General features: G+C 57.3%; 23 protein-coding genes and 1 pseudogene. 10 read left to right on the top strand and 14 right to left on the bottom strand.

The features are described from left to right. From H6G07_RS26155 to H6G07_RS06045, 3 genes and pseudogenes are all read left to right on the top strand, one after another. Window positions 1-181 (top strand): annotated as a pseudogene (locus tag H6G07_RS26155) (hypothetical protein); the annotation flags it as partial. A gap of 168 nt (window positions 182-349) precedes the next feature. Further along, a complete protein-coding gene (locus H6G07_RS06050) occupies window positions 350-778 on the top strand; it encodes a photosystem I reaction center subunit II PsaD (RefSeq protein ID WP_073607080.1) in 429 nt (142 codons plus the stop codon). Between the two features lie 203 nt (window positions 779-981). Then, window positions 982-2514, top strand: coding sequence for an anthranilate synthase component I family protein (locus tag H6G07_RS06045; RefSeq protein ID WP_073607081.1), 1533 nt, complete (start codon window positions 982-984; stop codon window positions 2512-2514). A gap of 23 nt (window positions 2515-2537) precedes the next feature. On the opposite strand, the gene H6G07_RS06040 is transcribed toward H6G07_RS06045, so the two are convergent. Continuing rightward, entirely contained in the window at window positions 2538-3278 is a 741-nt protein-coding gene (locus H6G07_RS06040) for a hypothetical protein (protein WP_073607082.1), read from the bottom strand. 230 nt (window positions 3279-3508) lie between these two features. Here H6G07_RS06040 and H6G07_RS06035 point away from each other — a divergent pair, with 230 nt between their 5' ends. Then, the gene (locus tag H6G07_RS06035) at window positions 3509-4411 is read left to right on the top strand and encodes an S-layer homology domain-containing protein (RefSeq protein WP_171972955.1); all 903 of its coding nucleotides are present in this window, start codon (window positions 3509-3511) and stop codon (window positions 4409-4411) included. Between the two features lie 56 nt (window positions 4412-4467). Here H6G07_RS06035 and H6G07_RS06030 read toward each other — a convergent pair whose 3' ends face one another. Then, on the bottom strand, window positions 4468-5013 hold the full coding sequence (locus H6G07_RS06030) for an Npun_F5560 family protein (protein ID WP_422393851.1): 546 nt from the start codon (window positions 5011-5013) through the stop codon (window positions 4468-4470). Window positions 5014-5293: 280 nt separating this feature from the next. Next, window positions 5294-5659: a 30S ribosomal protein S6 gene (gene rpsF / locus H6G07_RS06025; protein ID WP_073607085.1), complete on the bottom strand. Its 366-nt coding sequence runs from the start codon at window positions 5657-5659 to the stop codon at window positions 5294-5296. Between the two features lie 160 nt (window positions 5660-5819). Here rpsF and H6G07_RS06020 point away from each other — a divergent pair, with 160 nt between their 5' ends. Further along, window positions 5820-6596 (top strand): fumarylacetoacetate hydrolase family protein, encoded by a 777-nt coding sequence (locus H6G07_RS06020; protein WP_073607086.1) that lies wholly within the window; start codon window positions 5820-5822, stop codon window positions 6594-6596. Here the strand turns inward: H6G07_RS06020 and H6G07_RS06015 are convergent. From H6G07_RS06015 to rimO, 4 genes are all read right to left on the bottom strand, one after another. Next, the gene (locus H6G07_RS06015; protein WP_073607087.1) at window positions 6593-7087 is read right to left on the bottom strand and encodes a Tic20 family protein; all 495 of its coding nucleotides are present in this window, start codon (window positions 7085-7087) and stop codon (window positions 6593-6595) included. The two genes, H6G07_RS06020 and H6G07_RS06015, sit on opposite strands and share 4 nt — an antisense overlap. 143 nt (window positions 7088-7230) lie before the next feature. Beyond that, window positions 7231-7428 carry a hypothetical protein gene (locus tag H6G07_RS06010; RefSeq protein ID WP_073607088.1) on the bottom strand — a complete coding sequence of 66 codons (198 nt, stop codon included), beginning with the start codon at window positions 7426-7428 and terminating at the stop codon, window positions 7231-7233. 332 nt (window positions 7429-7760) lie between these two features. Next, the gene (locus tag H6G07_RS06005; RefSeq protein ID WP_073607089.1) at window positions 7761-9170 is read right to left on the bottom strand and encodes a DEAD/DEAH box helicase; all 1410 of its coding nucleotides are present in this window, start codon (window positions 9168-9170) and stop codon (window positions 7761-7763) included. 42 nt (window positions 9171-9212) lie between these two features. Next, window positions 9213-10565 carry a 30S ribosomal protein S12 methylthiotransferase RimO gene (rimO, locus tag H6G07_RS06000; protein ID WP_139296916.1) on the bottom strand — a complete coding sequence of 451 codons (1353 nt, stop codon included), beginning with the start codon at window positions 10563-10565 and terminating at the stop codon, window positions 9213-9215. Between the two features lie 352 nt (window positions 10566-10917). Between rimO and btpA the strand changes: the two genes are divergently transcribed. The 4 genes from btpA to H6G07_RS05980 all read left to right on the top strand — a co-directional run bounded on the left by btpA (window position 10918) and on the right by H6G07_RS05980 (window position 14013). Then, window positions 10918-11769, top strand: coding sequence for a photosystem I biogenesis protein BtpA (btpA, locus tag H6G07_RS05995; RefSeq protein WP_073607091.1), 852 nt, complete (start codon window positions 10918-10920; stop codon window positions 11767-11769). A gap of 111 nt (window positions 11770-11880) precedes the next feature. Continuing rightward, window positions 11881-12801 (top strand): vitamin K epoxide reductase family protein, encoded by a 921-nt coding sequence (locus H6G07_RS05990; RefSeq protein ID WP_073607092.1) that lies wholly within the window; start codon window positions 11881-11883, stop codon window positions 12799-12801. A 191-nt stretch (window positions 12802-12992) separates the two neighbouring features. Continuing rightward, window positions 12993-13379, top strand: coding sequence for a ribosomal maturation YjgA family protein (locus H6G07_RS05985; protein ID WP_073607093.1), 387 nt, complete (start codon window positions 12993-12995; stop codon window positions 13377-13379). 163 nt (window positions 13380-13542) lie between these two features. Continuing rightward, window positions 13543-14013, top strand: coding sequence for a tellurite resistance TerB family protein (locus tag H6G07_RS05980; RefSeq protein WP_073607094.1), 471 nt, complete (start codon window positions 13543-13545; stop codon window positions 14011-14013). Window positions 14014-14168: 155 nt separating this feature from the next. Here H6G07_RS05980 and H6G07_RS05975 read toward each other — a convergent pair whose 3' ends face one another. The 6 genes from H6G07_RS05975 to H6G07_RS05950 form a co-directional block, all read right to left on the bottom strand. Beyond that, window positions 14169-14567, bottom strand: a complete 399-nt coding sequence (locus H6G07_RS05975; protein WP_139296917.1) for a hypothetical protein — start codon at window positions 14565-14567, stop codon at window positions 14169-14171. 384 nt (window positions 14568-14951) lie between these two features. Beyond that, complete coding sequence (locus H6G07_RS05970) at window positions 14952-16553, bottom strand: CapA family protein (RefSeq protein WP_244901901.1); 1602 nt, start codon at window positions 16551-16553, stop codon at window positions 14952-14954. A gap of 160 nt (window positions 16554-16713) precedes the next feature. Beyond that, window positions 16714-17160, bottom strand: a complete 447-nt coding sequence (locus tag H6G07_RS05965) for a hypothetical protein (protein ID WP_073607096.1) — start codon at window positions 17158-17160, stop codon at window positions 16714-16716. Between the two features lie 45 nt (window positions 17161-17205). Then, on the bottom strand, window positions 17206-18603 hold the full coding sequence (locus H6G07_RS05960; protein WP_073607097.1) for an ammonium transporter: 1398 nt from the start codon (window positions 18601-18603) through the stop codon (window positions 17206-17208). Between the two features lie 242 nt (window positions 18604-18845). Next, window positions 18846-19100 carry a hypothetical protein gene (locus H6G07_RS05955; RefSeq protein WP_073607098.1) on the bottom strand — a complete coding sequence of 85 codons (255 nt, stop codon included), beginning with the start codon at window positions 19098-19100 and terminating at the stop codon, window positions 18846-18848. Window positions 19101-19178: 78 nt separating this feature from the next. Continuing rightward, complete coding sequence (locus H6G07_RS05950) at window positions 19179-20873, bottom strand: serine/threonine-protein kinase (protein WP_084172928.1); 1695 nt, start codon at window positions 20871-20873, stop codon at window positions 19179-19181. Between the two features lie 337 nt (window positions 20874-21210). Between H6G07_RS05950 and H6G07_RS05945 the strand changes: the two genes are divergently transcribed. Next, the gene (locus H6G07_RS05945) at window positions 21211-21690 is read left to right on the top strand and encodes a GNAT family N-acetyltransferase (protein ID WP_073607100.1); all 480 of its coding nucleotides are present in this window, start codon (window positions 21211-21213) and stop codon (window positions 21688-21690) included. A gap of 84 nt (window positions 21691-21774) precedes the next feature. Here the strand turns inward: H6G07_RS05945 and H6G07_RS05940 are convergent, their stop codons facing one another. Continuing rightward, the gene (locus H6G07_RS05940; protein WP_073607101.1) at window positions 21775-23628 is read right to left on the bottom strand and encodes a tetratricopeptide repeat protein; all 1854 of its coding nucleotides are present in this window, start codon (window positions 23626-23628) and stop codon (window positions 21775-21777) included. Between the last annotated feature and the right edge of the window lie 151 nt (window positions 23629-23779).

Genomic DNA, 23779 nt, shown 5'->3' with positions numbered 1-23779 from the left:
CTTTCGTGGCCTCTATCACTTCTCCGTCGCTCACTCACAGGGTCAAGCCCATGACCTCATTGCCTACTTCACTGACCCAGCCAATGCTGACCTCGGTACGGTCAAAGCCCGGCGTAAAAAGCCTCCTAGGCTTACGTTCGACCCCGCACCAACTACCTTGACATCTGAAACCTATGCTTAAGTTGTCACCATTGCCCCATACCTCTAACCCGCCGCTATTGACGGATCCGCCCTGTCCTTAGCCCGCCAACCCTTACCTGAAGAACTGTTACACTTCCTCAACAATCGGTATTACCCCCTGCTCTTGCGATGATACGATGCCCATCAAACGGTTGAGAGATAGGACTTCATGACTGAAACGCTGACAGGTCAAACACCTATTTTTGGAGGCAGCACCGGCGGTCTCCTCACCAAGGCTGCGGTCGAAGAAAAGTATGCCATCACCTGGACCAGCCCCAAAAAGCAGGTTTTTGAAATGCCCACCGGTGGCGCAGCCTTCATGAACGAAGGGGAAAACCTCCTTTACCTGGCCCGCAAAGAGCAGTGCCTCGCCCTGGCCAGACAGCTGCGCAACAAATTTAAGCCCAAAATTGAAAACTACAAGATTTACCGCGTTTTCCCCAGCGGTGAAACCCAGTATCTACACCCCGCTGATGGCGTCTTCCCTGAGAAGGTGAACGAAGGCCGTGGGGCCGTGGGCAGCATTGGCCGCAACATCGGGGCCAACCCCGACCCGGCCACCATTAAGTTTAGCGGTAAGACCACCTACGAGGTCTAGGCCCTGTTGGCTTGGTTTGCTGAGCCAATGGTTACCGAGTTCTGACTGTGACTGTTGTGTTGTAAGGGGGCGTAGCTGCGGCTAGGCCCCTTTTGCTATCTAGACTGGTTCGCTCAGGGGGTGGCGATCGCCTCCTCGGCCAGCCATTGAACTCCCGGCTATAAACCATTGCGCCGCCCCGATCGCGCTGTAGAATAAGTGCCATGATTTTTCCAGCCTTTGAGCAGTTTCAAACCTACGCCACCCAGGGCAACTTTGTGCCCGTTTACCAAGAGTGGTTGGCCGATCTCGACACGCCGGTATCGGCCTGGTACAAGGTCTGTGCCGGACAGCCCTACAGCTTTTTGCTGGAGTCGGTCGAGGGGGGCGAGAGCCTGGGCCGCTACAGCTTTTTGGGCTGCGACCCCGTGTGGGTGCTAGAAAGCCGGGGCGACCAGTCTACCCAAACCCACCGCGATGGCACCGTCATTGACTACCAGGGCAACCCCTTCGACACCCTGGCCGACTGCCTCGCCCCCTACCAGCCGGTGAAATTGCCCGCCCTGCCCCCCGGCATTGGCGGCTTGTTTGGCTTCTGGGGCTACGAGCTGATCCGCTGGATTGAGCCCACGGTGCCCGTTTACCCCCTCAACCCCGACGACCTGCCCGATGGCCTGTGGATGCAGGTGGATAGCCTGCTGATTTTTGACCAGGTGCAGCGCAAAATCTGGGCCGTGGCCTACGCCGACCTGCGCTACCCCGGTACCGATGTGCGGGCGGCCTACGAGGCGGCCTGCGATCGCGTCCAGCAGTTGCTCCACAAGCTCACTCTGCCGTTGCCCCCGGCCCAGTCTGCCCTGCCCTGGCACCCGCCCCACCGCGACGCGGCCCCAGTCAACTACACCAGCAACCGCACCCCCGCCGAATTTTGCGCCAGCGTCGAACGGGCCAAGGGTCACATTCAGGCGGGTGACATTTTTCAGGTGGTGATTTCCCAGCGGTTAAACACCACCTATGGGGGTAACCCCTTTGATCTCTACCGCTCCCTGCGGCAGATCAATCCTTCCCCCTACATGTGCTACTTCAACTTCTACGACTGGCAGCTGATTGGCTCTAGCCCCGAAGTCATGGTCAAAGCCACTCTGGCCGACGACGACCCCAGTCAGCCCCGGGTGGCCACGGTGCGCCCGATCGCAGGCACCCGCCCCCGAGGTAAAACCGCCGCCGAAGACACCGCCTACGAAAAAGACCTGCTGGCTGACCCCAAAGAGCGGGCCGAGCACGTCATGCTGGTTGATCTAGGCCGCAATGATCTAGGTCGCGTCTGCCTGAGCGGCACCGTGCAGGTCGATGAGCTGATGGTGATCGAGCGCTACTCCCACGTCATGCACATCGTTAGCAACGTGGTGGGTGCCCTCAGCCCAAACAAAACCGCCTGGGATTTACTCAAAGCTTGCTTTCCAGCAGGCACCGTCAGCGGTGCGCCCAAAATTCGCGCCATGCAGATCATCCATGAGCTAGAGCCCTGTCGTCGTGGCCCCTACTCGGGGGTATATGGCTACTACGACTTTGAGGGCCAGCTCAACACGGCCATCACCATTCGCACGATGGTGGTAAGGGCACTGCCCGAGGGTGGTCACAGCGTGGCGGTACAGGCCGGGGCCGGGCTGGTGGCCGACTCGCTTCCCGAATCAGAGTATCAAGAAACCCTAAACAAAGCCCGAGGCATGTTAGAAGCGATTCGGTGCCTGAGTTAGCTCAGCTCAAGGGCAATAACTGCTTAGCCGCAGCCTTCAGCCCAAGTCACTGACGGAAATTGTCCGGCGCGGAACTGCGTAACTTGCCCTCGGTCATCGGTTTCAAACACCAGACGAAAGACATCTTCACCAGGGTCTTGGGGAGTGAAAATGACGGTTTTACCGAGGGTCACCGGGTTAGCGGTGGCCTCTAGCTGCTCACCATAGACCCGCACCAGATCTTGCTCAGTCGAACCAATTCTAATGCCGCTGCGGGTGGTGGTGAGGCTACCTGGCCACACATCGACTCGCAACACCTGATCGTCAATGGCCATTAGCCCAATCGGTTCACCATGGTCTTTGATGCGGTAGTACTGACATTGACCGTTGCTGGCGTCTTCAATCAGAACTGGGGTCAGCCCCTTCGCTCGCAGTTCGTCTAGCTCCATGCCGATGCGAATGGGGCCGAGCCCTGTGGTCTTGAGAGGCGCTGCTAGCAGCGTCAGGGTTGGTGCGACACCGGCATCGACCCCTGGGGTTAAGGCGATCGCCCGCTGCATCACCCGCAGCGAGCTGAGGGGAGCGAGCACACCGTCGAGGAGTGGGCCAGCCTGCGGACTGTAGTAGGGCAATACTTGAGCAGTAGGCGCAGTAGCCCCAGCCAGGATGGTTTGCGCCTCCCCCTGCGACCGTTGGCCATAGCTGGCAGCTACTAGCCCGACTAGGGAGGTAAAGGCCGCGATCGCAGCCAGGGAGCCCCGGCGTTTTTGTTTCCCCTTGACCATAACTTCTAAGTCCGTTATGCGGCTCAACCAGCGACAGGCCGGCAGCAGCAGTAAAACGCCGCCACTGGCCAGCCAAAATTTTACGCTCGGCCTAAACCGGCTCAACCCCTAGGCAAGACTTATCATAGGGGGGCAAGTCTGGTCAATAGTGTGACCTGACCTCGCTTTAGTGTAGCAGCCGCAGTCATCTGTCCCCAATGCCATTCCGTCCTTCGCCTCGGTGGCCTCAGATGCCGTCAACCCATCACCCTCGGTGGCACCCGCTGATGCTCGCTGGGCTGTTAGCGATCGCCACTGCCCTAACCCTGATCGCCTGGACTAGCAAACAACCCGTAGACGCTGAGGTCAGCCTGATGCCAACAACCAGTCCGCCCCCAGGGCGGAGCCTCAAAAGGTTGTTTTATCGTCCCTATCCCCAGCCATCGCCCCTAACAGTGCCTCCCCCGGTGCTCCCTCAACCCCTGCCGCCTCAGCAGGCTTGGCCTGAGCTGCCGCTAAGGCAGACTCAGCCCAACTTTGACGACCTCAATACCGAGCACTGGGCCTGGCCACTGCTCGCTGACCTGGCCCAGCGAGATTTGTTGTCGGGCTTTCCCGACGGCACCTTTCGCCCTGGGGCGGCGATGACACGGGCTGAGTTTGCCGCACAGCTAGCCCAGTTGAATCTCTCCCCCGATCGCGCCTCGACTCCTGGGCAGACCTGGTACCCAGACGTGGGGCCAGACCACTGGGCCTACAGCAGCGTGCAAAGGTCGGTAAAAATGGGGTTTCTCAGTGGCCACCCAGGGGGAGACTTTTTGCCCAATCAGCCTGTCAGCCGTATTCAGGTGATTGTGGCTTTGGCCAATGGGCTAGCGCTAACATCAAGCCGCGCCGCCACCGAAGCCTTGGTGCCCTACGCCGACCGAGATCAGGTACCAATTTGGGCCATTCGTCAGCTAGTCGCGGCCACCGAAGCAGGCCTAGTGGTTAACTATCCGGAACCTACTGTGCTGGCTCCCAACCGACCCGCTAGTCGAGCCGAAGTGGCCGCCATGCTGCAGCGATCGCTGGTGTACACGGGCAGTCTGCAAGCCATACCCTCGCCTTACATTGTGGAAAAGGCCGAGCTGCCATCATGGCACAGTAATTAAACCTCAGCCCTACTGTGGCCAAGGATGCCGATAGCCGGGAAACTACACCGGATTGGTTAAAACGATGGTAGTGAGATGCCGTCCAGGCCGTCCTGCTCTAGGGTAGGCAGCTCTAACCGCTGGCTGCGGCGGGTACGCATGGCTAAGCGATAGCTAACGCTCTGTAGCTCGGCCTGAAGTTGACGGTTCTCGCGCTGAATTTCGGCTACCCGCTGCTTGACCGCCGCCATGCGCTCAGCAAACTTCTGCCGATAGACCGTGGGTAGCTCTTGCACGACCTGCTCTAGCATGCGGGTGCGATCGGTCAACTCTTGCACCGTTTGCCGCAGCTGTAGCACTTCGCCATCGCGCTCTTCTAGCTGCCCCTGGTAAAAGTCAATCTGCTTTTCAACCCCCCGCAGCTGATCGCGCAGAGCATTCATCTCCGCCTGGTGCTGCTCAGACACCTCAGGGCTGGGCACAAACCCCGTGTTGCCCTTCACCAGGCGAAATAGTTCCTGAGAAAGCTGCTGCACCAGCTGGTCACGAATGGCCAGCTCAGACTCGAGCCGGGCAATTTCGGCCTGCTGCTCGTTCATATCAGCGTATGAAGACTGCGCCACAAGATTACTCCCACACCAAACGACTAACCTGCTACCCGATGCACCAAAGCCTGAATCATGCTCCCTGGCCTGGCTCAACTCGCTATGTCCAAAATAATATGGGTGAGCACAGAGAGACTTTGACAGGGTTAGATTGAGTTGCTGCTAATTTATAACACCTGTCTAAAAAATTGGCACACCCAAAATTAAACCGGTCACCTGGCAAACCAAAACCGCTGGCCAATCTCTTCCCTAGGGTAGATTGACCAGCGGCAAGGGGCAGCTTTGAGCCAATTTTGGCTTACTCTTCTTCGCCAGCAGCGACGGTAGCAACGGCCTCAACTGGTTCTTCGACCTCTTCAGGCAGAGGCTCGTCAGTCTCTTGCTTCACGGTCAAAAAGCGAATCACTTCCTCGCTGAGGCGCATAGCGCGCTCGAGGGGTGCGATCGCAGCCCCAGGCGCGGTGTAGTTCATCTGAATATAGATGCCTTCGCGGTGGCGATTGATTTCGTAGGCCAGACGGCGCTTGCCCCGGTGCTGGGTCTCCAAAATTGAAGCGCCCTGATCCTTCAGCATGGTTTGATATTTGCCAATGGTTGCATCAATGGCCTCGTCATTTAGATCGGGGCGCAGGATGTACATTGTCTCGTAAACGTAGGCTGACATGAAAACTCCTTGTGGACATAGTGGCCTTTAACAGCCAAAAATAGGCATAAATAAGCCTTTGCAGCCGTTTGGCCCCTCGCTTACCCATGCTTTACGTTCTGGCGCAAAGACAAGGATCTACAATCATACCAAGAATTAGCAGGCCAAGAGTTAGAAAATTATGGCGCAACGCTACGTTAGGGTTCAGTCTCAAACCGGGCAACTGCATTACGGCCTGCTGCGCCCCGATCGCAGCGTGCAAGTGCTAGACGCGCCACCCTGGTTGCAAGGGCAGCCCACCGAAGTCGAGCTATTGCCCGGCAGCTATGACCTGCTGGCCCCCTGCGCCCCCTCCAAGGTAGTGGCTGTGGGCAAAAACTATGCCGCCCACGCCGCCGAAATGGGTACTGCCCCCCCGCCCGAGCCGCTGCTATTCATCAAGCCCTCAACGGCGGTAACTGCTGTGGGGGCTCCTATTTACTACCCGCCCCAGTCGACCCAGGTCGACTATGAAGGCGAATTGGCCGTAGTGATTGGCGATCGCTGTGCCCATGTACCTCCCGAAGCCGCCCGTGCCAAAATCTGGGGCTACACCATCGCTAACGATGTCACCGCTCGTGACCTGCAAAAGCGCGACAGCCAGTGGACCCGCGCCAAGGGTTTCGATACCTTTTGCCCCCTCGGCCCGTGGATTGTGCGAGAACTCAGCGCCGGTGCCCTACTCCAAACCTTTCTCAACGACCAGGCCGCGCCCGTACAATCCGCCTCGATCGAAGAAATGATCTATAGCCCTGACTACCTGGTGTCCTACATCAGCGAAATCATGACTCTGCTGCCCGGCGACGTGATCCTAACGGGCACCCCAGCCGGGGTTGGCCCACTTCAGGTTGGCGACCAGGTCAGAGTAGAAATCGAGGGCATTGGCGCGCTCGAAAATACTGTGGCGCTGCGCCCCTAGCGCACCTGCATGTGTACGGCCTCTGAGATTGTTGGAATCTCGGCATAAAGCCCTCGGAAGGTCTGCACTAAAGAGTAGCCAACCGAAATCAACATGCCGAGAAACAACATATTGGACAACGTGCTAAACAGCAGCTCCCCAAACAGGCTGGGGTCTAGCAGGCTGAGAATGAGGCTAAACACTGCCAAAATGATGCTCAGCAAAATCGCCTGCATCGTGTTGAAGCGAATGAATCGGCTGATATTTTCGTTGCGCACGACCAGCAGAATTAACGCAAAAAACACGATTAGCCCAAAGAAAGGAATTGTGCTCTCCAAGGTGCCATAGACGGCAATTAAGGGAGCCAGAGGCAGCAGCAAAAACCCAAACACCGGAAACTGGCTGATCAACTGAAGGCCGTAGGGTAGCCCAGCCGTAACCGGTAAAATATAGGGCAGGGCCGCCAGAATGCGATCCAAGATAGTGGGATTTGGGGAACTGCTCCAGGTCATTGGCTCTCTCCAGACAAACGCTAAGGGCTACCAGGTTATAGCCTTACCATATCGTAAATCTAGAATTTGCTGGAGGGACAAGGTACACAGCACGGGGGAAGCCTTGTAGAGTTACCCGCGTCTACACCCTTATTTATACTCTTTTAGCCAATATCAGCCACTCGAAAGCCCATCTGGCACTCAAACTGAGCGGGTAGGGCTTGGTCTAGACTGGCGATCGGGCGACCGCAGCGCAGTCTACCCTGCTGCCAGCGAGGCTGACCGTCGCGATCGGCCATTAGACAGTTGCAGCACACGGCCTGGGGCGAAATGAGTTGGTTGTCGGTCATGAGCACCAGCATGATGGTCACCTCCCTAACGTTGGGGTTAACCTGACCTTTTCCTAATCTTAGGATGCCCTACGGAAGGCGCTGTGTGCTGGCATACGCAATCAAACTCAATTGGTCAACGTAACCCGTAATACATGCCGATGGTCGCTGCGCTTACGACACAAGTCCATATCATTAGCAAAATTGGTGCATCGCCTTGGTCTGTCGTCATCCCCCAAGAGTTATGCAGAATGTCTGAACCGATCTGGTAGTGGCTATCAATCGTTGGCAAAAGAAAATCGTGGTTGGACACCGCGTGTAGCGTCCAACCACGATTTGGGGGCAGGTATACTCAGGAAGCTTTTCTATTCCTTCGCTTTGCTAACCTCACGAGACTCGGAGGAGACCCCCTTACGTTTCTTGGGCAGGGGCACTCCCCCCTCAGACAGCTCGGACTCGCTACTGTGGTGTTCGCGCTGCCAGGATGGTACGGTCTGGTCGTAGGCCATTTGCAAAGCGGCGGCAGCGACGGTACGCAGGTCATACTCTTCGCTGAGCTGAGACACTATCGGTAAAAACGACGCCAGTCGCTCGCTGGTAATCGCCTCGCGCACCTGGCTACGCAGCCGTTCCAGGTTGCGAGCGGCAATTTCGGCCCGGGTAGGAATTTTTACCAGAGTCATGGGCTGCTTAGTATGGCGCTCAATCTGACGCAGCTTGTACTTCTCTAGCGGTGTCACTAGGGAGATCGCCACGCCTTTCTTGCCCGCCCGCCCGGTACGGCCAATGCGGTGTACGTAGCTCTCCATAGCGTCGGGCATGTCGAAGTTGATCACGTGGGTGAGGTCATCAACGTGCAGCCCTCGGGCGGCGATATCGGTAGCCACCACCAGCTTCACCTGCTGCTGGCGAAACCGTAGCATCAGGCGTTCGCGTTGGGACTGGCTGAGGTCGCCGTGGTACTCATCAACGCTATAGCCTGCTGCCTGGAGCTGGCGGGTGAGATCACCAGCGGTGCGGCGGGTACGCACAAAGATGATCGCGGTTTCAGGATCCTCTAGCTCTAGGATGGGCTGGAGCGCGCGCACCTTGGTCCAGCCCCGGGGCACGATATAGCTCACCTGCTGAATCTGCTTAGGCGAAGCCTTAGGCGACTGCACCGTGACGGTAACGGGCGACTGCAAAAACTTGGTGGCTAGCTCCCGAATAGCTGGGGCCATGGTGGCCGAGAAAAAGGCGGTTTGACGCTCGGCAGGGGCTTTGCTGAGAATTTTTTCGACGTCTTGAATGAAGCCCATATTGAGCATTTCATCGGCCTCGTCGAGCACAAGCCAGCCCAGGCTCTTGAGGGAAAGGCTGCCCCGGTTGAGCATGTCGAGCACGCGACCTGGGGTGCCCACTACGATTTGGGTGCCCCGTCGAAGCTGCTCCTGCTGGCGATCGATAGACTGGCCGCCGTAGATGGCTAGCACTTTGGGCCGACCGTCGAGGCGAAAGCCGCGCATGGCCTGACACACCTGAATCGCCAGCTCGCGGGTAGGTGTGAGGACGAGCACCTGCACGGCGGGATTGCTGGCATCGACCTGCTCCATGAGGGGCAGAGCGAAGGCGGCAGTTTTGCCGGTGCCGGTTTGGGCCTGACCGATCAAGTCTCGCCCTGAGAGTAGGTGGGGAATGGCCTCTGCCTGAATGGCTGTGGGTTCGTCGTAGCCCATGCTTTCGAGATGGCTAACGCGGGCGGCGGATAAGCCCAAACTGGCAAACGATAGGGTCATAGTGGTTCCTTGAAGCAGTGGACAAAAAATTATCGGTAAAACTTAGCGAGCCAGGCTCAGCGAGGGCTCTGGGGACGCGATCGCGACGATTTCGCCAAACAGGTCGTAGGTGTCAGCGGCGGTAATTTTGACCGGGACAATCTGATTGAGGGGAGCGGTGCCGATCACGTAGACCAAACCGTCAACCTCGGGGGCAAAGCGGGCGCTGCGTCCGATCGCCATACCCGTGGCTGGATTCTCTTGCTCAATCAGCACATCTACTACACGGCCAATGTGGGCGCGGTTGTGCTCCCAGGCAATGGGCTGCTGGGCCAGCATGAGCGCCTCACGACGGCGATCGCGCTCTTCCTGGGGCACCTGGTTGGGCAGGCTGTAGGCGGGGGTGCCTTCCTCAGCGGAGAAGCTGAACACGCCAACGTGGTCGAACCGATGGCGCTCGACAAACTCCAGCAGATGCTCGACGTGGGCCTCGGTTTCGCCGGGGAATCCCACAATGAAAGTGGTACGCAGTACGGCCTCAGGGAGAGCCTCTTTAATGCGGTGGATCACGTCGTCGTTAACCTGTCCCTGCCAGGGACGGTTCATCGATCGCAGCACCTCGGGGTGAGAGTGCTGAAGGGGTAGATCGAGGTAGGGCAGCACGTTGGGAGTTTCGCGAATGGCGGCCAGCACTTCGGGGGTGAGGCCGGTGGGATAGGCGTAGTGCATGCGCACCCAGGGCACGTCTACGTCACCCAGCGCCCGCAATAGCTCGGCGAGGCGAGGCTTGCCGTAGAGATCCATGCCGTAGTTGGTGGTGATCTGGGAGATCAGCACTAGCTCCTGCACGCCCTCGGCGGCTAGCTGGTGGGCCTCAGCGACGATGGACTCAATGGTGCGCGATCGCTGGTTACCCCGCAGGTGCGGAATGATGCAGAAAGCGCAGCGGTAGTCGCAGCCCTCCGCCACCCGCAGGTAGGCCACGCTAGAGGCCGTGGTGCGGTAGCGGGGCACAGTTTCGTCGGCAATGTAGGTAGGCTCAGGGGAGACAATCTTTACCCGCTCGCCTGCTTCGGCCCGCTCAATCACTTCGACAATGCGGTTGTAGTCGCCAGTGCCGACCAAGGCCACGGCCTCAGGAATTTCTTCTAGTAACTCATTTTGAAAGTGCTGGGCCAGACAGCCCGTGATCACTACTTTCTTTTTGGCGGCGGCCAGCTCCACCAGGGTGCGCACCGACTCTTCCCGCGCTTCTTCAATAAAACTACAGGTGTTGACCACGACGTAGTCGGCCAATTCTTCGTTGGCATCGACTTGGTAGCCAGCCTGCACTAGCAAACCGAGCATGTGCTCGGTATCGACCCGGTTTTTTTCGCAGCCCAGGTGGTTAAACGCAACCGTTGGCTTCAGCCCCATGGTGTCTCTCAGTGTGTAACAGCCAATCATGCCAAAAGCTTTGGGTCGTAGAGTCGACTTAACCACGCTAAGCCACTGGAAAACCGTTCTAACCCGGTACCAGCACCATTAACACCACCGCTCAGGCATCCATCAATCCTGTGTTGACGAATTGCCCAGCAAATCTTTTGGCCAATGGCACCAGGGGGCAATACAAATTAACACTCATAAATAATACATCACAAAAGCGGGGGTGTCCTAAATCGCGTCCCCGGGATTGATATGCTGATAGGGTGGGTTGGGCCTGAGTCTGCTGCGGCGGGCTGGGTCAACCTCTAGTTCTATACGTTAGGCGAGTCCAGGCAAAATTCACGTGGACTTAATTAAAGTCTTTAACACCCGTAATCCGGTGATTGGGGTACTGCACCTGCTGCCCCTGCCGACGTCTCCCCGCTGGCAGGGAGATTTGCAGTCCGTGGTCGATCGCGCTGAGCAAGAGGCCACGGCCCTCGCCTCAGGCGGCGTGCACGGCATTATTGTGGAAAATTTTTTTGACGCCCCCTTTACTAAGGGTGCCGTAGACCCAGCGGTAGTCAGCGCCATGGGGCTAGTGGTACAGCGCTTGCAGACACTAGTCACGGTGCCCATCGGCATCAACGTGCTGCGTAACGATGCCCGCAGCGCCCTAGCGATCGCCACCTGCACCGGAGCCGCCTTCATCCGCGTCAACGTGCTCACAGGCGTGATGGCCACCGACCAGGGATTGATCGAAGGCTGCGCCCACGATCTGCTGCGCTACCGCAAAGAGCTGGGCAGCTCGGTGCAAATTTTGGCCGATGTGCTGGTCAAGCACGCCCGCCCCCTGGGCTCGCCCAACCTCACCACGGCGGTGCAGGAGACGATTCACCGGGGATTAGCTGACGGCATTATTTTGTCGGGTTGGGCGACGGGCAGCCCGCCCAACCTGGAAGATTTAGAACTGGCCAAAGCCGCAGCGGGCGATCGCCCCGTATTCATTGGTAGCGGTGCCGATGTGGACAACATCGGCACCCTGATGAAAGCCGCCGACGGCGTGATTGTCGCTAGCTCCCTCAAACGTCAGGGCGACGTCAACCAGCCCATCGATCCCATTCGTGTGGGTCAATTTGTGGAGGCTATGCAGGAAAGCCTAGAAGCCTTAGAGGGCAATCTCAACCTACCGACTATGGTGGCCCCCAAGGGGTGACGGCCTATGCCGAGACTGAGGCATTAAGATAGACACAAAACGGGCGGTAACACCCCGCTAATTTGTGTTGCTGTAGAGTTTGGGTTAGCTGTTTTGGAAGAGAGACGCATCATGAGACGTCGTCGTCAGGAAAGCCGTTGGATTCATCGTTGGTCGCGCTGGCTGGTGGCGGGGATCGCCTTGATCGGTGCTCTGGGTACGGGTTATCTGACCATTGCTAAGCTGACTGGCGGTGGGGCTTGCCCGACGGAAGGGTGCGATCGCGTGCTCTCTAGCCCCTGGGGCACCGTATTCGGCCTACCCCTGACGCTGTTTGGCTGCTTGGCCTACGGCACCATGCTGGTGCTGGCCGTTGCCCCCCTTCTGGTTAACGCCGACACAAACAAGCCCCTGCGCCAGAAGCTCGAAACCTGGACCTGGCCGCTGATGTTTATGCTGGCCTCGGCCATGCTGGTGTTTAGCGGCTATTTAATGACGGTACTGGCCTTCGAGCTACAGGCGGTTTGCCCCTACTGCATTGGCTCGGCGCTGTTCGCCCTCTCCATGTTTGTAATTATTTTGCTGGGCAACCATTGGGATGACATTGGCCAGATCGCCTTTATCGGCCTGATTGTGGGCGTCGTCACCATCGTCGCGACCCTGGCTGTTTATGCCCCTATTAGTGCCGGAGGCAGCCCCAGCAGCGATGTTGCTGGGCAGGCGGGGCCACCAATTACTACCGCCTCTGGCCCCGCCGAAGTGGCCCTAGCTAACCACCTTAAAGCAGTCGGCGCGACGATGTATGGTGCTTGGTGGTGTCCCCACTGCCACGACCAAAAACAGCTGTTTGGGGCTGAAGCCGCCGCTGCAATCAACTATGTAGAGTGTGCAGAAGACGGCCAAAATCCTCAGGTTGCTGTGTGTCGGTCTAAACCCGAAATTACCGGGTTCCCCAGTTGGGAGATCAACGGCGAGTTTTATCCGGGTACCCAGAGCCTAGCGCGTCTGGCGGAGCTAACAGACTACAGTGGGCCGACAAATTTTCAACGCTAGAGGCTTAAATTCATACAAATCGCGCTAGTGCTCTAGCTAGAACGGTTGGTGCTCAAGATGACCTGGGCACCAACCGTTTTTAGGTTTAACTGCCTACAACCCTGCCTGGACGAGCTGCTTCAGGGGCAGATCATTTCTTAGCTGGCAACAGGGATTATCAAGAGACAGTGTCGGGCTTATGCATAAATCCTATGACCAAGTTTAATGCTAAGTATTTCTATCTAGCAGGTTTGCTATTTTTGGTTGAAGCCGCGATCGCGATTTTTCTAGACGATCGCATCATTCGCCCCCTTATCGGCGATATTTTGGTCGTCATTCTTGTCTACTGTTTCATCAAGGCCTTCTGGCAAATTCGCCCTATCACTGCAGCATTGGGAGTCTTTGCTTTTGCCTGCCTCATTGAGGGTCTGCAATATCTTCAGCTGGTCGATCGCCTCGGGCTGCGCGATAACCGGCTAATCGCTACCGTACTCGGCACCACCTTTGATAGCAAAGACATTCTGGCCTATGCGATCGGTGCTGCCCTGGTGCTGGTTGCCGAGTATCGCCCTGCGGCACCTGGGTGCCGGGATAGATAGGTTTACTAACCGCTGTCGCGCAAACTGTTACCCAACTTCATCTATTTGCCCAAAATAGTTTCGGGCTGTGCGACCCGTCCCATTCTGGGAATGCTGAAGCTAAGCCTGGTTGACCATCAAACGACCAGGGGCCGCACAACATTACTAATGGATTTAGAGAAACATGCCTAAACGCAGATTGCCGCGTGGTGGTGGTACTCAAGTTGCCTTGAGCCCAGAGCTAGCAGTGGCCATGATCGGCCTATTTTCAGCGTTTGCCGATGGTGATGTGTCTAGCGATGCAGAAGCCTACGCGCTGGGTGAGATGGTCAGCTGCATTGACCTATATTCTGAATATACGGAGGAAGACTTTGCCGACTTGGGTGCCGAGATCGGCAGCCTCATCAACGAGGCTGGGGTTGAAGCTGTCGTCTCCCAAGCCATTGAGACGATTAAGGATGAGGGCGTAGAAGAGGCCGCCTTTATCATCGCGCTAGTTGTTCTCGTTTCAGATGGCGAAGTGCCCGAAGACGAGCAAGAGTTTATTGACGACTTGCGCCAGGCCCTTAGAATCTCTGTCGAACGAGCTGACGAAATTGTCAGCGAACTTTTCTCTGAAGCAGAAGAGGAATACGACGAGAGCGAAGAAGAGTAAACTCTATACAGTTCCTGTTAATGGTAGAAAGTTTTATGCCATTAATTTGGTGCTTCTAACCTCAAATAGCGTACTTAGGGTGGGCATTGGGCATGATGGCGTATAGCTTTCTAAGCCTATTGCCCACCAGTTTTATCTCCCTGAAGCAGATGCTTCTACTTCTCTTGGGAGTTGGTTATTGTTTCTACAATCTCATTCTCTTCAGTAATTTCATCAAGATTGAGTTTATCTTTGATTAATTCACCGGCTGAGCTGTTAGATTTCTTGTTTGCATCAGCAGCGGCAGCGGCGTCAGTAGCAGCTTTATTTTGCCATTCTCGACGTTGCTCTCGCATTTCGCTGAGTTTTTCTTCAGGAATAACTGGCTCTGCACCTTTAGATTCTGCTTGAGCAGCAAAGCGAGATGATGCTGCTAAGGCTACTAAAGGGCTGGGGGCAGGATTTGCCAAAGCTGCCATTTGGGAAAAGCCAAACAGTGCAACCACAGCCACCAGCAGCACTGCAAGGCGCTTGACAGCCATTTTTAATGGAATATAGATCTTACGGGTTGTCATGTTTTATCCTTTTAGAAACAGAAATAAAATTTGTGGTGCGTGCCGCTGAGCTACGGTTTTTCCCTACTAAAAGAACCATCTGATAGCTCTGGAGAAAGCAATCAGTCAGTCCACAAGCTCACCGCTAATGACTGCCTAGATGTGAGTAGCGTAAGTAAAAATATGGCCTCCAACGTCTTCCTCAAGATAGAAACGAGGGAGAAGGTCGATTGGGTGCTGCTAAATTAGAGCGTGAACTTGGCAGGCAACAGACATTGCATTTGCCTAAATTCACCAGTTGTGGGGAATGCTGATACCTTCTTTCAGTTTGGTTGAGACAGCCAAGGGGTTTGGATATTGTCTGTTCTCTGGATCACCCGTTGCTTACAGGGTGCGCTACTGATATCACCGAGGCCAGATGTAGCCTAGATCGTCGATCGCCAGGGGCGTATCGGGAAAGTCGCGCTGGGTGAACTGGCGCACTAGCACCACGCCGCCAAAGTGGTCGTCGAGGTAGGGGACACCGTTGCGATCGAGGGCGACGGGGACGATGCGTCCGCTGACAAAGTTGCCCTGGGCATCAAGGTCGGTTTGCAAAATCAGCGAAGTGCCTAGGGGGCCAACGGTAGAGAGGCTACGGTAGCCGAGGAAATTTCCGAGGGAATAGGCAATCAGCTTGTTGTTGTACAGCTCGATCGCCCTGGGAACGTGGGGGCCATGGCCCAGCACCAGGTCAGCCCCGTGGTCAACGACGGCGCGGGAAAAGCGCACGACGTTGCCGCGATTTTCGGAATAAAACAGCTCGTCTTGATCGCGGGTGACGGTGGCATCGGTGCCTTCTTTGCCAGCGTGAAAGGAGACGACAACGATATCGGCCTGGGCGTTGGCGGTCTTGACTAGGGCGATCGCAGCCTCGATATCCTGCACTTGGTTGTGCTCTTGATAGTTGCTAAAGCCAATGAATGCGACGGTTTGCCCCTGGGCCTCGACGTACAAAATTTCGCCCTTGCGGCCCACGGCCTTCATGCCCGCCGCTTCGATGTGGGCGATGGTATCGGTAAAGCCCTGCTCAAAGAAATCCATGGAGTGGTTGTTGGCCACGCTCAGAACGTCAAACCCGGCCTCTTTGAGCACGCTGGCGTACCAGGGCGGGGTGCGAAAGGCGAAGGTATTGGCGCTGCCGGTGTTTTTGGCGCTGTTGGGGACTTCGGTGAGGGTGCTCTCAAAATTGCCGAAGGTGATGTCGGCGTCGCCCAGGTGATACTGAATGCTGCCGAACAGGTATTGCCAGTCGTCGGGCAGGCGGTAGCGCTGGTAGTCGCTACCGGGAATGATGTCGCCCACGGCTTTGATGGTCAGGGCTACGGGGGCTGCCAGATCTGGGAAGGTCAAGGCGGCGGGTTTAGCGGGGAGCAGGGGCGCGATCGCCTGAGTCATACCGTCTGCCGCAGGGGCAGGTAGTGACTGGGTTGAACTAGGTATGCGTTGCTGGTCGTAACGCCATTGGGTAACCCCAGCGGCTAGGCCAAACCCGAGCACCATCACGATAGGCAATGCTCTTAAGCGCCAGCGGCTTCTAACCCTCATTGCTGGCGCTGATTCCACTGAGCTGCGATCGATGGTAGGCGCTATTTCCGCCGCCTTCCCCTCCGGAGACGGCCTATCGACGAGGGCGGTGGTTAAAAGTACTGGGGTGGTGGCATCTAGGCTAAACACCTGTTGCCAGCGGTGTTCTAGGGGGCGATCGGTGCCATCCACCACCTTGAGTTCGGCGATGTCAGGCAGAGCGAGGGCTGCTACTACGGCGTGAATGCGATCGAGATGCAGAGGTAGCGTATCAAGGTGAGGGGTAGTGAGTAGCACGTAGAGGGTGCGATCGCGCCGAGACACCTCTACCCGCAGCGCTGGATCGTCCAGAACCGTAGTCAGCAGATCGGCAATAGCCCCTAGGTTGCCCCGTTGGCTTTGGGGCCATGTAGACAGTTTAGTCAGATCAGCAATAGTCACAGACAAGGGTATCCAGGCTCTGAAGCTACCGCAAATCATACCGTCGGAGCAAAAAGAAACTACCACCTGCCAAAAAACTGCCCTGCTAGCCAGAGGCCAACGGGGCAGAGACGGGTCTATCGAACACCGTGAAAACTTGGCGAAAACAGCGGCGCTAGCTTTACCGAGACGAACCGATATTGCGGTAGAGGCCTTTGCGGCGCGATGGCCCTTTAGGGGCGGTCTTTGACCATCGCTGCCGGATAGGTAAGCCAACACCCACTAAGCCCAGCAGCCCTAGCGTCGCCTTGGAACTGGGCCGCTGCAATACCGCTTCGGCCCGAGCCTCAGACTGATGGGGCTGCACCGTCTGGCGATGCTCAAGCCCAGCCAGCGAAAGCAGCCCCGCGACGATAAAGGTGCTGAGGTGGCTGAGAGCCTTTTCGGGAATAGGCAGATCGTAGTGGCTTTTGAAGGTTCTCGCCAAAAACCAAACGAACAAGCTAGCCCCAATTAACAGCGCGATCGCGTTGATGGTAGGGGTGTGAGCAAAGGTGTACATGGCACCGCCCGTAGGGCCATCGATCGCCCCTTCAAACTCTTCATAGGTAGCAAATGGGCTTGACATAAAGCTGGCTCCTCAAAATAGCTAACATTCTGATGAACGTGTAACCTAAGGCTTGGGGGCAACCTGGGCTACGGGCACAACTGGAATATCTAAACTGCCATTTTTCTCAGGCAGAATTGAGTATTCTGGATAGCCAGCGATGCCGTAGTCAGACAGGTCTAAGCCGGTAATTTCTTGAGCTTCAGAAATACGCAGTAGGCCCATCTTTTTTAGCACTAAGCTAACTCCATAGCCTGGCAAAAAGCCCAGCAGTAGCGCACAAATGGCTGCGCCGATAATTTGAGCCCCAAAGTTAATGGCAGGAATACCCTCAGGCTGAGGGTAGCCAGCGGCAACAATACCCACTAAAAGCGAACCCAGTACGCCGCAGTAGCCGTGTACCGCAAAGGCACCTACCGCATCGTCAATGCCAGCTTTTTCGACCGCACCACCCACAAACGGCATGGTAAAAGCGCCTAAAAAGGCCAGCAAAATCACAATTTGCGGGCTGTAGAGATCAATCCCGGCCCCAGAGGTAATAATCCCCGCCAGGCCACCTGAAATGGTGTAGAAAGGGTCGCCCTTAGAACCCATGTAGGCTCCAACCAGGCCAGCCGACAGGGCCAGGGTGGTGTTTACGCCCAGCGAAGCCAGGGTCATAGGGGTGCCATAAATCGTGATCTCACCCGTCTGCCCTGGCACGAAGATGACGCAGGCGGCCAAAAAGGCGTAGAACCCAACGAAAATCAGCATCAGCCCCACCATGGTGAGGGGTAGGTTGTGGGGCATAATCGCCCGTGGCTTGCCCTGGGCATCAAACTTGCCGATGCGGGGGCCGAGGTTGATCACCACCCCGAGGGCAAAGAAACCCGCCACACCATGGAGCACTGCCGCGCAGCCGAAGTCGTGATAGCCCAGCTGAGTAAAGAACCAACCGTAGGGGCTCCAGCCCCAGGCGGCAGCTACCACCCAGGTAAACGAACCCAAAATAATGGCCAGAATAGAGTAAGCCCCAATTTGAATTCGCTCAATCACCGCCCCTGAAAGAATAGAGGCCGTGGTCATGGCAAACAGCGCAAAGGCAAACCAGAACACCCCAGTCAGGTTGTCGGCAATGTTGGGGCCAAGTGCCGGAGACCAGGGATAGGACGCCTGCACCAGCGCCAGCACATCGCCCACCGTGCCTTCGGAGGCCGGATCAGTCCAAGGGCCGACAACGCCTCCCTGGAAGGGAAATAGGGGAAAGGCGTTGTAAACCCACCAGCCAAAGTAGAAGAACGTCAGACCGACTAAGGCTAAGGTCATCAGGTTTTTGACCATGGTAGCCAGAACGTTTTTAGACCGTGCTGCACCGCCTTCGTAGGCCAAAAATCCGACGTGAATTAACAGCATCAGAACAGAGGCCCAATAGTAGTAAGACTCTGATACAAAAGTTGCTAAAAACTCTTGCGATTCAGGAGACATAGGTAACTCCTACCTGACAGTTAAGTTGTACAAAGAACTCATCGAAATAGAACGACAAACCCACTCAACTGCGAGCGTGCCAGGAACGAAAAAGCCGCCCCGCTCTAAAAAAAACGCTGCTAGTCATTGGGAGACGTAACCCGTCTACGGACAGCTTTGAATCAAAAAATGAGCTGGAATCTAAATAACGAGTCGCACTGTCTTGACGCTCAACTTGTTATGTCAAGAGTGTGCAATGCAAATTAGGTATGAGCTGTAGTCAGCGCTACTGAACCATCGATGAACGATCGAATTAGGCGGCAAAATTTTTCGCTTTGGGCCATGGCAAAGTTCAGTTCTAAGGCCGGATGACCGGCCACGGGATGATGCCAAATAAGTATGAGCAGAACTGAAATCTGGGCGGGTACGGCACGGTGTAGAGGCAGTCCGTGCAGCCGATCGCGATTGAGGGCTTTCATGCCCAGGGGTAGCATCCCCAGCGGCTGCCCCGCCGCCATGGGAATTTCCCATGGCAGCTCAACAAAAGCAGGCTTAGAGTTTCCCTCAGGGCATTGAGTACCAAAGCCCCACTTTGATTACCGAGACTTCAGCACCCCGCCAAAGCTAGAGCCGACAATTCGAGGCTGTCCGTCTTGCATTTGCACCGTAAACGATCGCTGTTCTCGCTGGGTAGAACCATCAGGGTAAATATAGGTGTTCTCGCCCACAAACTCAATGCTGTCGGCGGTTTGCCCCGTCACCCGCAGATTCTCAACCGAAACGCGATCGAACTGGGCAAAAAAGCCGGGGTCAAACTGCTGCGCTAGGGAGCCACTAAACTGCGATCGCGCCGCATCCCAAGATTTATTTGAGACATGGTTATACAGGGTTGCCACCGTCGCCTGAGCTGCCTCGGGCGTTAGCTCGGCACCCGCTGGCGGTGGTGGAGTCGGCTCTTCAGGCTCTACAACCTCTTCTTCTGGCGTATCGACCACTTCTGGCTCAGGGGCAGTGGGTGCCTCAGGCTCGGCTTCAGCCGATTCGACAGCGGCCTCGGGTGGCGCAGCAGGCGCTTCCGCTTCGGGCTCAGTCTCAACGGCTGTAGGTTCAGCTTCAGCCGGTGCATCATCAGAGGGAGCCGTAGCCACCGCCGGAGTTTCCTCTTCTGGGGTAGACGAGGCTGAGCGCCACGCCTGCCAACCAAGCAGACTGGCGATCGCCACCACAGACGCCGCCAAAGCCCCTGCCGCTAAAGGCACCCAGCTAGCTGACGACGGTTCTCGCCGCCGTCCCGGCACCTGGGCTGCTGGCACCCGGGCTGCTGGCATCTGGGCTGCTGTCAGCTGAGTGCGTTCTCGCCGCCGCCCGACCGCCACCGTTGCGGCAGTGGTGCGGGGATCTTGCCCCTGGGGCACTGGCGCAGCTAGCACATACCGACTCAAGGCCGGGGGCAACTTTCTCAGGGCCACCAGCGCCTCGGCAGCGGTGGTATAGCGGGTGCGAAAGTCGTAGCGCACCATCACCTCCAACACATCCAGCAGGGCAGGATTGGCTTGGGGCACATAGTGCTGCCACTCCAGCTCACCGCTGTGGGGATCGGGATGCAGCTCAGTCGGCGGGTAGCCGGTCAGGGCTTGAATGCCCAGGATGCCGACGGCATAGATATCGCTGCTGAACTGAGGTCGCCCGGCCACCTGTTCGCTGGGCATGTACCCCTGGGTGCCGATGGAAATCGTATGGCTGAGGCCAGACCGCAAGGCGGTGGCCTGGGCGCTCACCTGCTTGACCGCGCCAAAGTCAATTAGCACGATGCGGCGATCGCTGGCCCGACGGATTAAATTTGAGGGCTTGATGTCGCGGTGGATCACCCCATGGGAGTGCACAAAGGCCAAAATCCCGAGCAGCTCGCCCAGAAATGCGGCGACCTGGGCCTCAGTCCAGGGGGTGCCCAACTCCTCTGCCAGGGAGTGACCTTCGATCAGCTCCTGGGCCAGGTAAAACTCTTGCCCCTCCTCAAAGTGGGCCAGCAGCCCCGGAATTTGAGGGTGCGTCCCCAGCTTGTAAAGGGTCTGGGCTTCAGTATCAAACAGCCGTCGCGCTGTTTGCAGCTCTTCAGCCGTAGTCACCTGGGGCTTGAGCTGCTTCACCACGCACAACGGATGCCCCGGCAGGTGAAGGTCTTGGGCGCTAAAGGTTTGACCAAACCCCCCCGAGCCCAAAGGTTGCACGAGCCGGTAGCGGCCCCCTAGCAGTCTAGATTCTGGCGGCAAGTTGGGAAACGAAGCGGTCATAGCCATGGGCAAGTGACGTTTGAACTATTAGACGACAATCTAGCAGGTGCCGTTAACCCCCTTAGGGTAGCGCTCAGCAGCACAGAAATACAGCGGTGGCTGTAGATGCCGAGTTGATCAAATTCAGGGTGACGCACTGAACCGTCGGCGGGTTCCGGGGTGATGGTAAAAGAACAAAAACAGAAGAGCGAAAAAAGCTTGATAGCTTAATTGTTATAGCTTGGCTGTCCAACCCAGACTTCATCAGCTGTAGGCTTTCAGGACTGTCAGAGCCACAGAAATTCGCCCTAAAATAGGTTCGACCAAGCCACCGGCTTCCAGTTCTGGCCACAAGAACATGGACATTGAACCCTATGCCTCTCACCACCTCGATGCGGTTGTTCGGCTGGCACTGCGGGCCTGGGCCCCAGTCTTTGATTCAATTCAAAGCACAATGAATGCCGAGGTGTATCAGGCGTTTTATCCTGAGCACTGGCGGGGGAGCCAGCAAAAGGCGGTTGAGGATGTCTGCGCTGCGGCAGACACCACCGTCTGGGTGGCTAGGGAGGCAGATTTGGTAGTGGGGTTTATCGCCGTCAAGCTACATTCGGCAGACAGCATGGGTGAGATCTACATGGTTGCCGTTGATCCAGAGTTTCAGGGTCGCGGCGTTGGCAGTGCTTTAATCAAATTTGCGCTGGGCTGGATGGAAGAGGCCGGTATGGCAATCGCGATGGTGGAGACCGGCGGTGACCCTGGCCACGCCCCTGCCCGGCACACCTATGAAAAGGCGGGCTTTGAGCTGTGGCCTGTCGCCAGATACTTTAAGAAGCTCTAGCGCGATCGCCCCCACCCTGGGCCGGCACCATGCCCAAACTTAGGTCGAGTGGATTCCCTGAAAGCCGTTTCCCTTGCCCAGGCCCTACTCCAACGACTCACGATACCGCGCCAGCAGTGGCTGCAAGAAGTCGTAGCCATCGACGCCAATTACGGCGAGAAACTGGCGACGGTGGTCGGCAAGAATGCCCTCAAAGGTCTCTGGCCCCAGCTGCCCGTAGAGAATGCTGAGCAGGGCCGCGGGCTGCCGCCACTCGGGGGAGTCAATCTGGTGGTGCAGATACATGCCGAGGCAGCCCGTGAGCACCGCTTGCTCCAGGTTGCCGTCGCCCTGGTAAGCAGCGGCCAGGTTGGCAAAATTGGAGGCCATTAGAAAGCGATCGCCGATCGCCTGCGCCACTTGAAGCCCCTGCTGAAGAGACTCGATCGCATCCCGATATTGCCCCAGCTTGAGCTGGGCGATGCCAAGGCTGTTGGCGCAGAGGGCCTGGCTGGGGCGATCGCCCACCTGCTTCGACAGCGCCAGCCCCTGCTCTAGGTAGCTGAGCACGGTTTCGTACTGTTCGGACTCCAGCAGTTGGGACTGGCCCTGGGCGACCTGGCTGTAGCCCACATTGGCCAAGGCGTTGGCCTGACCAATGCGATCGCCGCTCTGACGGGCTAAGATCAGCGCCCGCTGGCTGTGGCCCTGGGCGGCCTCAAAGTCTTGCTGGGCCACTGAGGTACGGCTGAGATGGTTGAGGCTGGCGATTTCGCAGGGCACATCCTGGGCCTCGCGGGCCACCTCTAGGGCCTGCTGGTGAAAGCGCTGAGCCTGGCTGTAGTTGCCCAGCGCCCGCTGCGAATAGCCCAGCAGGGTGAGAATGCGGGCTTTTACCGCCGTGTTGGGCACCGCTTGCAGGGGCTGATCTAGGTACTCCAGCAGGGCGCGCAGAGGCTCCCCAGAGAGGGCAGTAAATAGGCCGCCATAGAGCGGAAAATAGCTCTGGTTCGCAAACTGCCGCAGCCCCTGGAGTGCTAGCTGAAACGACCCCATCGACAGAATGCGTTGGCCCTGTTGACCCAGGCGATCAGAGATCTGCCCCCAGACCACGGCAAAGGTGAGAAAGGTCGCGATCGACAGCCGCTTGCCCGATTGAGGGTCATAGGGTTGGCGATCGAACCAGTTCACCAGGGCCAGCTGAAGGCGCTGTAAAACCACCCCCCAGGCAACCCAATCGGCCACGGCTAAGGGAGCCGTTACGCCAGCGGCAGTGACTGTCTGATGCTGAGCCAGGTCAACAAACAGGCGTTTCAGTGCCGGGTTACTCACAATTTTGGCCCAGTGCTGCCACGGGCCAGACTCTTCCCCAGGCTCGCTAAAGCCCATCTGCTGACCCTGGGCATAGATCCACCCCACTACGTCGCCTTCAAGTTTCTGCCAGGCGGTTAGCCCCTGCTCTAACCCGTCAGCCAAAGTAGCCAGGGCCGGAGCAGTCTCCGTAGCCTGTGCCAATTCAGACGGCACCGGAGCCTGCTTGAGCGCCCGCACTAGCTGCCCCAACTGCTCCCGAGAGAGGGGGTGCTCGCGGTTGGGGTCGAGGGCGGCGAGGAGACGAGACAGCCGATCCTCGGGTGGTGCATTGAGAATTTCGGCTTCTATGCCGGTCAGCACCGCTGTGGCTTGGTTGTCGGCCTGCCAGCGCTCCCATTCACCCTGAATGGTGCGGAGGGCGCGCTGTTGGCGCAGGGCTTTAGCCTGCTTGAATTCATCATCGCCAAGAGCCAAGTCGGGTTCTAAGGCGGCCAGAGTATTGGCCAAAGCCCGCTCAAACAGTTCGCCACCGCCTGGCTCGATGCCCGCTTGCAGCATGCGGTAGACCTGCTGTTTCGACTGAATTTTGCCCTTGAGGGTGGCGGCTACTATGTCATCAATAAGTGCCTGGTACGGTTGAGTCATAGATCGCCATATCGTTCAAAACTGCGGAGGAGCCGTTGCCCCAAGTGTGCCACAGATTTTTCTGAGATTCAGCCCGATCGCAGCGGCGTGCTGAGGATCAAAGCCCGGCGAAATTCCTGGGTAAGGTAGCCTGGGAAGGACGCGTTTCCCT

The organism is Phormidium tenue FACHB-1052 (assembly GCF_014696675.1).
GTDB classification, from domain to species: domain Bacteria; phylum Cyanobacteriota; class Cyanobacteriia; order Phormidesmidales; family Phormidesmidaceae; genus Nodosilinea; species Nodosilinea tenuis_A.
This window is presented reverse-complemented; position numbering and strand designations above follow the sequence as displayed.